The following is a 14,730-nucleotide window of genomic DNA, read 5'->3' on the forward strand; positions in this document are numbered from 1 at the left end:
TGTTCTTATGAGAAAGCACTATAGATTAATAGTTCTCGGCGGAGGTGCCGGCGGTATCTCAACTGCCAGCCGGATACTCTCGAAAAAGAAAGATTTAAAAGATGACGTTTTAATTATAGAGCCCGGCGATTACCACTATTTCCAGCCTGCGTGGCCGTTAGTCGGCAGCGGTGAAGAGAAACTCGAAGCCACAAGGAAACCGACAGAGAAAGTTATTCCAAAAGGTGCACGCTGGATGCAGGCAGCTGTTGAAAATGTCGATCCCATTAAACGGGAAGTAACTGCAGACGGCACTGTAATCAGCTATGACTATTTAATCGTCGCACTTGGCATTGAACTCAACTACGATGCTATTAAAGGCGCGAAGGAGTTTATCGGCACCAACAGTGTCTGCACAAACTATCTATATGACTACGTTGAGTACACATATGAATCTCTGAAAAACACAAAAACAGGAAATATTATCGTTACCAAGCCCCGGTCAAAAATCAAAGGCGGTGTATCAGCTGAAAACTCGCTGTTTACAATGGATGACTTTGTAAAACAGCATGACCGTAACGTCGATATAGCGTTTAGAAGCGGACGGAACGAAATATTTGAAGTGAAGAAATACAACGACAGCCTTATCAGCCAGATGGAAGAGAAACATATCGACTATAAACTGAATGAGGAACTGATTGAAGTTAAAGGCGATGAAAAACTGGCAGTGTTTAAAAACACCCAAACCGGTGAGACACATACTGCCCCATTTGAGATGATTGTTATAACACCCCCGATGCACGGACCATCTGTTTTGAAAAACTCAGGACTGCTGAATGAGGATGGCTGGGTTGATGTTGATAAACACACGATGATGCACAATAAATATACAACCGTATTCTCACTTGGTGACTCGTCAAGTCTGCCGACGGTGAAAATGGGCGGGGCCGTCAGAAAACAGCTTCCGGTGCTGGTCGATAACCTGATAGAACGTATGAATGATCAGGAACCATCGCATAAATATGACGGCAGAACAGCTTGTCCGATTGCTACTGAATACGGTGAGCTCATACTTGTAGAATTCGGCTATGACAGAGTGCCGACAGAAACAACATTCCTGAATCAGGCAGATGATAAGAAAATCTTTTATCAGTTTAAAAAGAATATGCTGCCGATTATGTACTGGTATGCCATGTTGAATGGGAAAGCTTAGAAATAATAAAAACGACGTTATCGGTTAATCCGGTAACGTCGTTATTTTTATTTAAAAGTAAGGTTTTCAAGTCTGATATATCCTGCTGCATCGAGTTCAACACCATCAAGCTGTGCAGTATTAAACGCAAGACTCATATTCTGATGAACTAACGGTGCATATAGCACACTAAACCTAAAATCAGCACAAAAAAGCCGGGACTTCATCAGCCCGGGCTATTCCTTTATTTAAGTTCCAGTTCTTTCGCGGTCATTTCTCTAACCTTATACAGTAATTCACTGTCTTCGATTAATGACTGTCCGTAAGATGGAATCATTTCTTTCAGTTTTGCATCCCATGTTTCTCTGTATTCCGGGAAACTTTGTTTAAACACTTCGAGTGCAACTGACACTGATACTGATGCACCTGGTGACTCTCCCAGCAGGGCGATGACAGAGTTATCTTCTGAACTGACAACTTCTGTTCCAAACTGGATGAATCCTTTACCGTGTTCTTCAGTATCTTTAATGACCTGCACGCGTTTGCCTGCGATATGAATATCCCAGTCTTCGTCTTTTGCATCGGGTACAAATTTTCTGAGCTCTGCCATTCTATCTTCTTTACGCATCATGACCTGCTGGATGGAATATTTCACCAGCGGCATATTTTTAATTCCGGCTGATACAAGCGTCAACAGATTATCCGGCTTAATTGATTTAACCAGATCCATATTCGAACCGTATTTTAAGAACTTCGGCCCTATCGCAGCAAATGGTCCAAACAGTAAGCTTTCCTGTCCCTGAATATAACGTCTGTCCAGATGCGGTACTGTCATCGGCGGTGTGCCGTATGGTTCTTTACCGTATACTTTCGCGTTATGACGCCCGACGACTTCAGGATTGTTGCATACCAGGAATGCACCGCTGATCGGGAAGCCCCCAAGATGTTTGCTTTCTGGTATTTTCGTTTTCTGCAGCAGCGGAATTGCATGTCCGCCGGCACCAATGAAAATGTAATCTGCAGTATGATACTCTATTTTATCATCTTCAACATTGAGGATTTTAACTTCCCATTTATTATTTTCAAGCTGTCTGAAATCTAACACTTCATGACGGTAATAAACGGAAGCATTATTATGACCTTCAATATTTCTTGCCAATTTACGTGTTAATTCACCGAAGTTAACGTCGGTGCCATCATCGATTTTACTTGCAGCAACTGGTTCGTTTGACATTCGTCCGTTCATCATTAAAGGAATCCATTCTTTAATCCTATTGTTATCTTCTGTATATTCCATGTCGCGGAACATAGGATGCGGCACCAGCGCTTCATAACGCCGCTTCAGGAAATCTACATTGCCTGTACCCATAACAAAACTGATGTGCGGAAGCGGACGGATAAACTCCTCCGGATTCTTTATATGATTGTTTCTGACTAAATAAGACCAGAACTGTTTAGAAATTTCGAATTGCTCATTAATTGATTTTGCTTTCTCAATATCTATCGAACCGTCTTTCTGCTCTACAGTATAGTTCAATTCACATAACGCAGCATGTCCCGTTCCTGCATTATTTGTTTCATGCGAACTTTCATTTCCTGAAACGTCCAGCCGTTCAAACAGTTTAATATTCCATCCGGGTTCTAAATTCTTCAAAAAGGAGCCGAGTGTTGTACTCATAATTCCTGCACCGATTAATATGATGTTTTTAGAAGAGTTATTGTCCATGTTTAGCCAGCTTTCTGTTTTTTAATCTAAAATTATTTTATAATCATTACAGGGATGTTCGCGCGTTTTGCCACTTTATGTGTCACATGACCAAGGACATGTTTGATATCGCGCTTAGATCGCTTGTTGCTTATAACGATAACTTCATATTCATTACTTTCAATTTCTTTTTTAAGTTCATTAATTACACGGCCTGTTTCAAAATAAATTTTGTAATTAAGACCATGCTCATCCAGCTGATCTGTAAAGAACTTCATATTTTCGACTCTTTCTTTTGCTATGTCCTCAAAATGCTTGCCCTGATACTTCACATTATCCGCCATTTCATTTTCCGTTATTACATTAAAAATCGTAATCATCGAATCTCCATTTTTATCTGTGAGTTTCACTAACTGCTCAGGTACATTCTCAAATGAATTCCCAAAATCAAATGGCACTAAAATATTTTTATACATACAGAATACTTCCTTTCATTTTTCAGTAATCATTAGTTTAATTTTAAATCTTAACCTGCTACTTTTGCAATGTAATACTCTTTTGAATTTGAAATTTATATACCCGTTTAATACCCTGTTATAATTAAACAGTAATTATTAAATACAGAGCATGTTTAATTACAGCGAAATATTAAGGAGAAACACTATGGCTCAATTACTTTTAAAAAATATAAAGAAGCAATATGACAGCTCGGGTCCCGTCGTCGTTAAAGATTTCAGCCTGGATATAGAGGAAGGCGAGTTTATAGTCTTTGTCGGACCGTCCGGCTGCGGTAAATCCACCACTCTCCGTATGATGGCCGGGCTGGAAGAGATCACGGAAGGTGAATTTTATATCGACGAGAAGCTGATGAATAATATTCCGCCGAAAAATCGGGATATCGCCATGGTTTTTCAAAATTATGCGCTATACCCCCATATGACAGTATTTGATAACATTGCATTCGGATTGAAAATTAAAAAGCGGCCGAAACAGGAAATTAAAAAGAAAGTCGAACAGGCCGCAGAAATACTTGGACTGACCGATTACCTTCACAGAAAACCTAAAGCACTATCAGGCGGGCAGAGACAGCGGGTCGCTCTCGGGCGGGCAATCGTCAGGGAAGCTAATGTATTCTTAATGGATGAACCACTGTCGAATCTCGATGCCAAATTGCGCGTTCAGATGAGAGCTGAGATTATGAAACTTCATCAGCGTCTGAAAACGACAACTGTGTATGTGACTCACGATCAGACTGAAGCTCTCACAATGGCAACGAGGATTGTCATTATGAATAACGGTGAAATCATGCAGGTCGGTTCACCTCAGGAAGTATATAATACACCTGACAATTTATTTGTTGCCCAATTTATCGGCTCGCCTGCAATGAATATATTTGAATGTCTGTTTAATGGAGATACCTTAACTATTGGCAATACAGCAATTAACATAGCTGATGTTGATCGGGATATGCTGAACAAACTCGGATATAAAAATAAACACCTTAAATTCGGAGTTCGCCCTGAAAACATTCTGGAGTATAGAGAAATTTTACAGCTTGAAGATGCAACACTATTTGATATAAAAGTCCAAGCGAATGAATTGCTCGGTTCGGAATTTATGATTTACTCCGAATTTGAAGGAAAAGAAATTGTTGCACGAGTGGATGCTCATAATCAAAACAAACCTGGTGATACGATGTCTATTGCATTTGATATGAACAAAGCCCATTTCTTCGATGGTGATACCGGTAAAAGAATTACAGACAAATAAAAAATGCCTGTTTACTTTTAAAGTAAGCAGGCATTATAAATTATTTAATAATCATTACCGGAGTATTTACTCGTTTAGCAACTTTATGCGTAACATGACCCAAAACATGTTTGATATCCCGTTTCGAGCGTTTGTTACTCATTACTATCACTTCATAATCATTATCATTAATTTCTGTTAAAAGTTCAGTGATGACACGCCCTGCTTCAAAACGGATTTCATATTCCAGTCCACGTTTATCAAGCTCATCTGTAAACGGCTTGAGATCTTTAATCCTGTCTTCAGTTATCGTATTGAAACGTTTTCCGTTAAACTTCACATCGCTGGACATCTCTTGATCAGTAATGATATTAAAAATAGTAATTACAGCACCTTCGCTGTTTTCTGTTAATTTAGCCAGCTGGTCAGGTACGTTATCGAACGAATTCCCAAAATCGTATGGCAGTAATATCTTTTTGTACATACTTACACATCCTTTTATTTTTTCATACTTTAGATAAAGCTAATGGTATCTTTACTAATATTCCCTTTGGTAAAAAATTCACACATTTTGTCTTCTGTAAAAGTATTCAAATCAGCTTATCAGATTCCTGCAGCTTTGAATACACCTTTTATTGTAAATGTTTCAATAAACATCGTCATCTCTTCTATCGACTCTGTGCATCCCTCTTTCAGCCACTTCAGCAATATACCTATATGCGCATTTGTAACGTAAGTAATCAAATAATCCGTAAATATTTCAGAATCGAGTTCAACTCCAAACTCCCTGCTTTTTACTTTATAAAAATCAAACATATGCTGTGAAAAATATTTCGCAAGCTCTGCTGAACCCAGACTGTTTGCAATCACAAGTACGCGGCTGCGATGCTCTTCGAGATATTGAAACAGGTGCAAAATCGTTTCTTTAAGACGATTTTCTTCAACGTCTTTAAAGCTGCTCCCTGTAATATTTTTATAGAGCAGCTGCTCTATATCATTCATCATCGATTCCTGATAACTTTCAATCAATTCGTATTTATCTTTATAGTAGGTGTAAAATGTTCCCCGGTTAATCATAGCTTCACTGCTGATATCCTGAATAGTAATATTCTCAAATGTTTTTTTCTCCAGTAACACAATAATCGCCTGATCTATGGCGTGCAAAGTTTTTTGTACTCTTAAATCTTTTTTCAAAAATAATCAACCTTTCATAAGATAGTGTTGGTTATCCTACATAATGACTTACATCATCTATTGCGGATTATAGATTCGCTTATATAATAAGTTATTGTACACAGTGTTTGATAACTTTGAAAGAAAAATTATAGAGGATGATTAAATGTTTCAGGATTTTAAATTTATATTAAAAAAACCATTATTGATGATTTCACTGCTGGTCATTTCATTATTACCGGTCATATATGCCGTCACATTTCTCGGAGCGATGTGGAACCCTTATGACCGCACAGGGGATATGCAGTTCCACATAGTAAATGAAGATACAGGCAACGAAGATATTGAATTGGGGAAAGAAATTGAGGAAGAACTAAGTAATAACGATCAGCTGGATTGGCAATTTTCTAATCTGGATGAAGCCGAAGAAGCAATTAAGAGCGGAGAGTCATACGGCTATCTGGAAATTCCTGCAGATGCATCTGATAATGCTATGACATTCTTAACCGATTCACCGGAAAATGTAAACCTTACTTTAAAAACAAATCCCGGTTATAATTTCATCGGCTCAATAATGTCAGAACAGGTTGGTTCGGTTTTAGTTGAAACTGTACAAGAAGAAATTACAGAAACCTATACCAAAACGCTGATCAGCAAACTCGGGAGTCTTTCCGATCAGAGTGATGAGGCACAATCTGCCATCGCCGAGCTGAAAGATGGTGCAGTCGAGCTGGATGATGGACTTGGACAGCTGCAGGACAGCTCAACGCAGTTAAGTGAAGGTGCCGGCAGTCTCGAAAGCGGTGCTGCACAGGTTAACGAAGGCGCAGGTACACTGTACAATGGTGAACAGCAGTTTACTGGCCAGATCGCTCAGCTGGCACCAATGCTTGGAAACTATGCCCAGCCTGTCCAGGGCGCGCAGTCAGAACTTGAGAGCGGAGCAGGTCAGTTAAATGAAGCGAGCACACAGCTTGCAGGAGGCGCTTCTGAATTGAATGCCGGTATTATGCAGATGAACGACGGCATCGGCGAGCTGAAAGCAGGTTCCAAAGAAATGGCAGAAGCTCTGACAGAAGTAGATACCAGATTTAACGAATTGCTCGAGGAAATAGAAGAACAGAATATTGTATTCAGTGATGAAGGGGCAGAAGCAATTGCAAGCCCTGTTAATCTGGAAATTGAATCCATGGTGAATACACAAAACTATGCACAGAGTTTTGCACCGTTAATTATTGCGGTCAGCTTATTTATCGGCAGCATTACATTTAATGTTGTTTATCCAATGAATAAAATATTTGAAGATAAGAAACACGTGTTCAGCCAATGGATCAGCCGCGGCTTGTTATTTTTATCACATTCTGTAATAATTACTACCTTGCTGTACATTGCGATTGTATGGATTATGCAAATTGATATAGCCAGCCATTGGAAATTCTATTGTGCAATGCTGACCTGGTCGCTCGTATCCATTACCATGATAGGATTACTAGTGATGATATTCGGAAACTTCGGCAAGTTCCTCGGTATCGTACTGCTTATTGTACAATTATCATCAAGCGGTGGAACATTTCCGATTGAAACTGCGAATAACTTCTATCAGACTCTTTATGAATTCCTGCCGATGGCATTCGTCGTTACAGGATTTAAAGATGCGATATTCGGGCAGGCGTTTAATATGGAATTCCACACAATAATATATATACTGCTGGCAATAACTGTAGTTGCATACCTGCTCATATTATTAGTATTACAGCTGAAAGATAAATTCCCTAAATACGAAGAAAAAGCAAATAAAATGGCTAATTTTGAAAACTAGAAGAGGCTGGGACATAAGTCTTCAAAAGATATTATATTTCATACAGTATAGATGAAAAATTTAAATTAAGATTTCGCTTTTTTAAAAAACCGCATCGCAACCGATGCGGTTTTTCATATTCAAATTGCACTCCAAGTGTAAGTTTGGTATTATCAATAGGTTATTTATTTAGAAGTCAGCAAAATTTAGGGTATTCAGGTAATATTCTACAGAACTATAAGGAGCATGTTAATGAAGGATTCTTCCCGTCCAAACAGTAAAAAGTTGTCAAAAGTATTTATATATTCGGTGTTAATAGTAGGATTGCTCGTCGTTGCCGGAGCAATCAACCCTGAAAAATTTGGAGCCGTTGCGGGTTCTATATCAAACTGGGTCAGTAATTATTTCGGCTGGTATTACATGATTATTACTTCAGCCACGCTATTCTTTTGTATATTCCTTATTTTCAGTCCAATAGGGAAGTTAAAACTTGGAAAACCGCATCACGAGCCTGAATTCAGTACACGCTCATGGCTGACAATGCTATTCAGTGCGGGTATGGGAATCGGAATGGTATTTTACAGCACATCTGAACCTATCGCTCATTTCTTTATGCCTGCCACTGCAGAACCTGAGTCACAGGAAGCAATGCTCGAAGCGATTCGCGCAACTATTTTCCACTGGGGTGCCCACGCATGGGGTATGTATGGTGCAGTCGCTTTAGCGCTCGCATATTTTCAGTTCAGAAAAGGTGAGTCAGGACTTCTGTCAAAAACTTTACGCCCGATTTTAGGAGATAAAGTAGACGGGCCCATCGGTGTACTTATCGATGTACTGACTGTTTTTGCCACAGTCATTGGTGTCGCTGTATCACTTGGTGTCGGAACCACTCAAATCAACGGCGGTCTGAACTATCTGTTCGGCGTACCAATTAACTTAACAGCACAGGGATTAATCATCGCAGCAGTAACAATCCTCTTCCTTGCCAGTGCATGGAGCGGTTTAAGCAAAGGTATTAAATATTTAAGTAACCTTAACATGATGCTTGCAACAATATTACTGCTGGTAGTACTGATACTAGGCCCGACAATGCTTATATTAAACATGCTGCCGACAGCTGCAGGTGAGTATATCAACACATTTGTCTCAAGAACATTGGATGCAGCACCGTTAAACGGTGATAAAAACAGCTGGCTGCAATCATGGACAATTTATTACTGGGCATGGTGGCTGAGCTGGAGCCCGTTCGTCGGTATTTTCATCGCACGTGTTTCGAAAGGCCGTACAGTACGCGAATTCGTACTTGCGCTTCTTACAGTACCAACAACTATCGGTATTATCTGGTTTACTGTCTTCGGTGTAACCGGTATTGAAGTTGCCAGTTCTGTTTCTGAAATTATCGGTCACGGACCTGAAACGCAGCTGTTCGCTATATTTAACGAAATGCCGCTCAGTGTGCCGCTCTCTATCGTAGCGATTATACTGGTTGCTTCATTCTTTATTACATCCGCAGACTCAGCAACATTTGTCCTGGGAATGCAGACATCACACGGTTCACTCCGCCCATCGGCGAGTATTAAAATCGTCTGGGGTATCAGTTTATCTGCAATTGCTTATGTACTGCTTCTTTCAGGTGGAGAAACAGGTCTGGAAGCACTGCAGTCCGCAGCGATTATCGCAGCACTGCCGTTCAGTTTTGTAATTATAATGATGATGATTTCATTTTATAAAGATGCAAACGAAGAACGAAAATACCTCGGTCTGACGATCACTCCAAACTCAAAACGCATGCAGGAGTATCTTAAGAAAGAAGAACGTGAATATCAGGAACAAAAAAATGCAGGTGTCGATGAAAGAGATCTGTAGTTAAATAAAATCACTCCCGTAAAATATAAATTTTACGGGAGATTTTTTAATTAAAGTATTTTTACTTTTGATATACTTAATTAATACTATTACAGAAACGTGGAGATACGGATGTTCGAACTTATGCTGATCATGCTCGAAAGGCTTGGATTAATAGTCATGCTCGCTTTTATCGCAACCCGTCTGCGGTTTTTCAGAGACATGCTTTCCCCGGCGGCACCGACAAGAAAACAGGAATATACTGTAATTTTATTCTTTGGTGCTTTCGGCATTATCGGGACTTATTCAGGAATCACTTTTCAAGCAGAACCGTTTCAGCTTCAGCGATTCGCGACCGGGGTTCTAAATACAGAAGCAATTGCCAACTTCCGTGTTATCGGAGTGGTGCTTGCTGGCTTATTCGGAGGATATAAAGTCGGGGGTGCCGCAGGGCTGATTGCCGGCGGTCACCGTATGATGCTTGGCGGATTCACAGGTTTTGCATGCGGCATTGCGACGATTGCAGCCGGTATTTTCGCTGCCTGGTTCCGTTCAAGAAATCCGGAAGTGACATCCAAATCTCTTTACGTATTTGCAATTGGAGCTGCTGCGGAAATGATGCAGATGGGATTGATTGTTCTGCTAGCTCGTCCTCTGACGGAGGCGCTGACACTTGTTCAGCATATTGCTCTGCCGATGATTCTAGCCAACGGAATCGGTTGTGCATTATTCCTCTTAATTATTAAAAGTGTTGCCAGAGAAAAAGAAAAAGCAGCCGCACTGCTGGCTCAAAAAGTTCTTCATATAGCAGAACAGACACTTGGATATTTGAGGTCCGGTTTAACTCCGAATTCCGCGGACAAAGTATGTTCCATTCTGTATAAAGAACTTAATCTTATGGGTGCTGAAATCAAAGTGGGCAGCAGTATACTGGCACTCACCGGTAAAAACAGCGGCTCTGCAGTCTCAAAGTCGTTAAACAGCCGGGACAAAGTAATCGGAACAGTAAATTTTTATTTTCACTCTCCGGCAACGGCCCTTGAAAAAGAAACAGTAGCCGGTCTTACAAATCTGCTGAACAGTCAGCTAGAACTCGCTGAAGCTGATAAACTGTACAGCCTCGCAAAAGATGCTGAAATCAATGCACTCCAGGCTCAGATTAATCCGCATTTTCTTTTCAATACTTTAAATACTGTTATATCACTCGTTCGTATCAATCCCGAAAAAGCGAGAACGGCACTGAGGTCATTATCTAAATTTATCCGGCACAACCTGCAGTCCACAACGGTATCCGTTCATACGCTGGGAGAAGAAATTGAACATATAAAGTCTTATTTATCGATTGAACAGATCCGGTTTGAAGACAGAATCAAAGTTTCCTATTATATAGAAGAAAGCTGTCTGCAAAGTAAACTGCCTGCGTTAACGCTGCAGCCTATTATTGAAAATGCAGTAAAACACGGGTTCAAAGGTAAGAGCGAACAGTGTCAGCTGCATATTACCGTAAAGGACGGTCTGGATAATGTATCCTTGTACATAGAAGATAACGGATCAGGTGTCGACGAGAATACACTGAAAATATTGGCCACAAGTATCGGCAGCAGGACAGAAGGTAATGGAATCGCATTATATAACATCAACAAAAGACTCAAAATGACTTTCGGCAGCGACTCAGGTCTTCACTTCACATCAAAGCCGGAGTCGGGCATGACAGTATACTTTAAAATGCCTAAAACTTTCTAACATATTCGAAGGGAATCGTTCATAAATGAATCAGACGATTAAAACACTCGTTGCAGATGATGAAAAGTACAGCCGTGAGGAAGTAAAATTTTTACTGCAAGAGCATCCATCCATACAAATTACCGGAGAAGCAGCAACAGGACAGGAAGCATTATCAAAAATAATAGCCGACGAGCCTGATCTCCTGCTGCTCGATATTGATATGCCGGAAATGACAGGTACAGAGCTGGCTGTGATTCTTAAAAAGATGAAGAATCCCCCGCTCATTATATTTACAACGGCTTACTCCGAATATGCAGTGGAAGCCTTTAAAGTACAGGCTGCGGGGTATTTACTGAAGCCGATTGATGAAACAGAACTGACGGAAGCAGTTGCACATGCGGCCGGGCTTCTAGAATCCAAACGCGGACCGGCAAAGGGGAAACTTGCTGTTGGTGTCGATGAAGCTGTCACTTACTTGAATCCCGCAGATGTACTGTTTGCCTCAAGAGAAAATAAAACGACGACAGTCGTATCCTCCAAAGGGACTTTTAAAAGCAGAATGCCTTTAAAAGAACTGGAGTCGAGACTTCTGCATCATTCATTTTTCCGCGTTCACAAAAGCTATCTGGTGAACACCGAAATGATTACAGAGATGACACCGTGGTTCAACGGCGCCTTCCAGCTCACATTAAACGGTACAGATGTGCAAATACCAGTCAGCCGGAATTACGTCAAAGCACTGCGTACACAGATAGAATTATGACAACGGTCTTTTAAGGCCGTTTTTTTGCTTTTCAGCACTGCATTTCGACACGATAGCTGAATCCTCCCAAAATTGTTAGTACATTTTGTAAACTGAACTGATGAAAACGCATTCAAACTTAGGGGGAGCAAGATGATTACATTTATAGGGGCTATCGCTCTTTTAATAATAGGGTTCTTTACATACGGAAAGTTTGTCGAAAAAGTTTTTCAACCAAAAGAGCATAGAGCGACACCGGCTTATACGGAACATGATGGTGTCGATTATCTGCCAATGCATAAAAATAAAAATGCACTGATTCAATTAATCAGCATTGCCGGTGTCGGGCCGATCTTCGGGCCGATTATGGGTGCACTTTACGGACCGCCGGCGTTTATCTGGATTGTTGTCGGCTGTATTTTTGCCGGCGGTGTTCACGATTACTTAACAGGAATGATTTCCATCCGAAACAATGGTGCACACTTACCGGAACTTGCAGGCAAGTTCTTAGGAAAAGCGATGAAGCATGTCGTTAATGCTTTTTCTATTTTACTGCTGCTTCTGGTCGGTACAGTGTTTGTCGCTTCACCTGCAGATTTACTGTATGACCTTGTAAATGGTTCAGTACCAGTCGTCATATTTGTTGTAATTATTTTTATCTATTATCTGCTGGCGACAATATTGCCGATTAATAAGATTATCGGGACAATTTATCCATATATTGGTGCACTGCTGTTATTCAGTACAGTTGGTATTGGGATTGCTCTTGTCTGGAATCAGGCGCCGATTCCAGAACTGTCATTCACAAATACTCATCCGGCAGGTGCAGCAATCTTCCCGCTTCTGTTCTTAACGATTTCATGCGGAGCGTTATCAGGCTTCCACGCCACGCAGTCGCCGATTATTTCGAGAACAACTAAGAATGAAAAGCAGGGACGCACAATTTTCTACGGCATGATGATTGCAGAAGGTGTCATTGCAATGATCTGGGCAGCGGCAGCAATGAGCCTGTTTGACGGACCAATTACTCTAAACGAACTGATTACTACAATCGGTACAGGCGGTATCGTTAATGAAATCTCAACGATGATGCTTGGTCCAATTGTCGGCACACTTGCAGTTTTAGGTGTAATCGTTCTTCCGATTACATCAGGGGATACTGCATTCAGAAGTGCGAGAATGATTATTGCAGACTACATCCGTGTACCTCAGAAAAAGATAATGAACAGAGTCTGGATTGCCGCACCGATTTTTGTCGTATCGATTATTCTGACAAACATGGATTTCACACTGTTATGGCGTTACTTTAACTGGGCCAACCAGTCAACAGCGATGATTGCATTGTGGATCGGGGCAATGTACCTGTTCATCGGAGGACGCAATTACTGGATAGCCGTCGTCCCGGCAGTATTTATGACGATGACAGTCTCCACTTATATTATTAACGCGCCCATCGGTTTAAATATGCCGATGAACATCTCGTTAATTATCAGTGCGATTGTAACTGTACTCATTACAATATTATTCTTTAACGCTGCGAGAAAACGACGCAGAGAAAAAACTCCGCTGGAAATAGACGTTTCAGGCTGGAACAAAGAACAATACGCTTACTCAAAATAATATATAAAATGATTGATGCCTCAGATGAAGAGTTTACCAGCTCTTTGTTTGGGGCATGTTTTATAGTAAGAGCTGTTTAATCGTGAGTATGATAATGAGAGGAGGTTTCAGATAATGAAAAGATGGGTGGTTTTATTATTAATGGTGATGCTGGTCATTTTAGCTGCATGCAGCGGCAGTGAAGAACCGGCTGAAGATATGGGAAAAAATACATCAGAAGAAACAGAGGCTGTATCGGAAACCGAAGCTGAAACTGAGACCGTAGAGCAGCCCGAACAGGAAGATTCAGAAGATCCGGCAGCTGAATCCGAAGAAAACAGCACAGATGAAACTGCTGATAATGAAGAAAATGAAAATGAATCAGATAATACGGAAAATGAAAGTACAGATGAAACAAATGAAATAAACTATACTGCTGCCGAGAATTGCATTATGACACAGCTTACAGAATGCGAGAACGTTCCTGAAGCAGATCAGTTTCAGACCTACAGCGACCTTGTTGCTGACGGTATACTGCCTCAGGCACCGGGCAGCGGTTGTCTGCCATGTGCAGTGAAATATTCATTCGAAGTCAAATACGGTGAGTCTGATATGATTAATTCTACAATTCTCCCCCGTTCTGATAAAATTCCAGAAGAAATTACGAATCCATCAGAATTTGTGCAGCAGTACTTATTCTCATTGCCCGCTTTCTTTAATAATGAAAATGAAGTAGCACTCAGCTTTTATCTTCCTGACTCACCGGGATATAACGCACTCTTTGCAAACAAAGCATCCGGAAACTACAGCAACCATATGACTTATTCTGTCTTTATCGATTCTGAAGTGGAGAATCTTGACGGCAGCATGTATATCTATGCCACACGGGAATACTCACATATAAATACAGACAGTGTTTATGAAGTATACGCCCGTTATCAAGTTGTAAAACAAGATGGCAGATATTATCTGACAGACTATGCAGAACTGGAAAATACACGAGTAGAATAGTTAAATATTTAAAAATCCCGGTCAGTATTACGCTGACCGGGATTTTTTGTGCAGACATGTTTCTGTTATATATTACAAATTGCATCTCAATATTACGTGAATGTGTCTATTCAATGGTAATAATCAGAAACAATACAGCCAGATGTCAATATTACAATTCCACTTTTAATTGTAACGTTCTTATTATTAGACTGTAACACACGTAAAAAAGT

At 40.5% G+C, this 14,730-nt stretch carries 12 protein-coding genes; 8 read left to right on the forward strand and 4 right to left on the reverse strand.

The genetic code is table 11. From position 1 onward, the window contains the following. The first annotated feature begins 7 nt into the window (after nt 1-7). Complete coding sequence (locus HNR41_RS07865; protein ID WP_184283429.1) at nt 8-1,192, forward strand: NAD(P)/FAD-dependent oxidoreductase; 1,185 nt, start codon at nt 8-10, stop codon at nt 1,190-1,192. A 223-nt stretch (nt 1,193-1,415) separates the two neighbouring features. Here HNR41_RS07865 and mqo read toward each other — a convergent pair whose 3' ends face one another. Next, entirely contained in the window at nt 1,416-2,897 is a 1,482-nt protein-coding gene (gene mqo, locus HNR41_RS07870) for a malate dehydrogenase (quinone) (protein ID WP_184283431.1), read from the reverse strand. Between the two features lie 32 nt (nt 2,898-2,929). Then, nucleotides 2,930-3,352 carry a universal stress protein gene (locus HNR41_RS07875; RefSeq protein ID WP_184283432.1) on the reverse strand — a complete coding sequence of 141 codons (423 nt, stop codon included), beginning with the start codon at nt 3,350-3,352 and terminating at the stop codon, nt 2,930-2,932. Between the two features lie 187 nt (nt 3,353-3,539). Between HNR41_RS07875 and HNR41_RS07880 the strand changes: the two genes are divergently transcribed. Next, nucleotides 3,540-4,646: an ABC transporter ATP-binding protein gene (locus HNR41_RS07880; RefSeq protein WP_184283434.1), complete on the forward strand. Its 1,107-nt coding sequence runs from the start codon at nt 3,540-3,542 to the stop codon at nt 4,644-4,646. 40 nt (nt 4,647-4,686) lie between these two features. Here the strand turns inward: HNR41_RS07880 and HNR41_RS07885 are convergent, their stop codons facing one another. Both HNR41_RS07885 and HNR41_RS07890 read right to left on the reverse strand, forming a co-directional pair. Then, a complete protein-coding gene (locus HNR41_RS07885) occupies nt 4,687-5,109 on the reverse strand; it encodes a universal stress protein (RefSeq protein ID WP_184283436.1) in 423 nt (140 codons plus the stop codon). Between the two features lie 119 nt (nt 5,110-5,228). Continuing rightward, complete coding sequence (locus HNR41_RS07890; protein WP_184283438.1) at nt 5,229-5,819, reverse strand: TetR/AcrR family transcriptional regulator; 591 nt, start codon at nt 5,817-5,819, stop codon at nt 5,229-5,231. 145 nt (nt 5,820-5,964) lie between these two features. Between HNR41_RS07890 and HNR41_RS07895 the strand changes: the two genes are divergently transcribed. The 6 genes from HNR41_RS07895 (at nt 5,965) to HNR41_RS07920 (ending at nt 14,518) form a co-directional block, all read left to right on the forward strand. Beyond that, nucleotides 5,965-7,617: a YhgE/Pip domain-containing protein gene (locus HNR41_RS07895; RefSeq protein WP_184283440.1), complete on the forward strand. Its 1,653-nt coding sequence runs from the start codon at nt 5,965-5,967 to the stop codon at nt 7,615-7,617. A 231-nt stretch (nt 7,618-7,848) separates the two neighbouring features. Beyond that, nucleotides 7,849-9,462 carry a BCCT family transporter gene (locus tag HNR41_RS07900; RefSeq protein ID WP_184283442.1) on the forward strand — a complete coding sequence of 538 codons (1,614 nt, stop codon included), beginning with the start codon at nt 7,849-7,851 and terminating at the stop codon, nt 9,460-9,462. A gap of 111 nt (nt 9,463-9,573) precedes the next feature. Continuing rightward, nucleotides 9,574-11,184 carry a LytS/YhcK type 5TM receptor domain-containing protein gene (locus HNR41_RS07905; RefSeq protein ID WP_184283444.1) on the forward strand — a complete coding sequence of 537 codons (1,611 nt, stop codon included), beginning with the start codon at nt 9,574-9,576 and terminating at the stop codon, nt 11,182-11,184. Between the two features lie 25 nt (nt 11,185-11,209). Then, nucleotides 11,210-11,929 (forward strand): LytR/AlgR family response regulator transcription factor, encoded by a 720-nt coding sequence (locus HNR41_RS07910; protein ID WP_184283446.1) that lies wholly within the window; start codon nt 11,210-11,212, stop codon nt 11,927-11,929. Nucleotides 11,930-12,061: 132 nt separating this feature from the next. Beyond that, nucleotides 12,062-13,528, forward strand: a complete 1,467-nt coding sequence (locus HNR41_RS07915; RefSeq protein ID WP_184283447.1) for a carbon starvation CstA family protein — start codon at nt 12,062-12,064, stop codon at nt 13,526-13,528. A 114-nt stretch (nt 13,529-13,642) separates the two neighbouring features. After that, the gene (locus HNR41_RS07920; protein WP_184283448.1) at nt 13,643-14,518 is read left to right on the forward strand and encodes a hypothetical protein; all 876 of its coding nucleotides are present in this window, start codon (nt 13,643-13,645) and stop codon (nt 14,516-14,518) included. The last annotated feature ends 212 nt before the right edge of the window (nt 14,519-14,730 follow it).

Origin of the sequence: Jeotgalicoccus coquinae, from assembly GCF_014207425.1 — a bacterium.
Classification (GTDB): Bacteria; Bacillota; Bacilli; order Staphylococcales; family Salinicoccaceae; genus Jeotgalicoccus; species Jeotgalicoccus coquinae.

Excerpts from the sequence above, each read along its gene's own strand:
- HNR41_RS07865 (WP_184283429.1), top strand. The coding sequence starts at position 8 with ATGAGAAAGCACTATAGATTAATAGTTCTCGGCGGAGGTGCCGGCGGT.
- HNR41_RS07920 (WP_184283448.1), top strand. The coding sequence starts at position 13,643 with ATGAAAAGATGGGTGGTTTTATTATTAATGGTGATGCTGGTCATTTTA.
- HNR41_RS07875 (WP_184283432.1), bottom strand. The coding sequence starts at position 3,352 with ATGTATAAAAATATTTTAGTGCCATTTGATTTTGGGAATTCATTTGAG.
- HNR41_RS07880 (WP_184283434.1), top strand. The coding sequence starts at position 3,540 with ATGGCTCAATTACTTTTAAAAAATATAAAGAAGCAATATGACAGCTCG.
- HNR41_RS07900 (WP_184283442.1), top strand. The coding sequence starts at position 7,849 with ATGAAGGATTCTTCCCGTCCAAACAGTAAAAAGTTGTCAAAAGTATTT.
- HNR41_RS07895 (WP_184283440.1), top strand. The coding sequence starts at position 5,965 with ATGTTTCAGGATTTTAAATTTATATTAAAAAAACCATTATTGATGATT.
- HNR41_RS07885 (WP_184283436.1), bottom strand. The coding sequence starts at position 5,109 with ATGTACAAAAAGATATTACTGCCATACGATTTTGGGAATTCGTTCGAT.
- HNR41_RS07915 (WP_184283447.1), top strand. The coding sequence starts at position 12,062 with ATGATTACATTTATAGGGGCTATCGCTCTTTTAATAATAGGGTTCTTT.
- HNR41_RS07905 (WP_184283444.1), top strand. The coding sequence starts at position 9,574 with ATGTTCGAACTTATGCTGATCATGCTCGAAAGGCTTGGATTAATAGTC.
- mqo (WP_184283431.1), bottom strand. The coding sequence starts at position 2,897 with ATGGACAATAACTCTTCTAAAAACATCATATTAATCGGTGCAGGAATT.
- HNR41_RS07910 (WP_184283446.1), top strand. The coding sequence starts at position 11,210 with ATGAATCAGACGATTAAAACACTCGTTGCAGATGATGAAAAGTACAGC.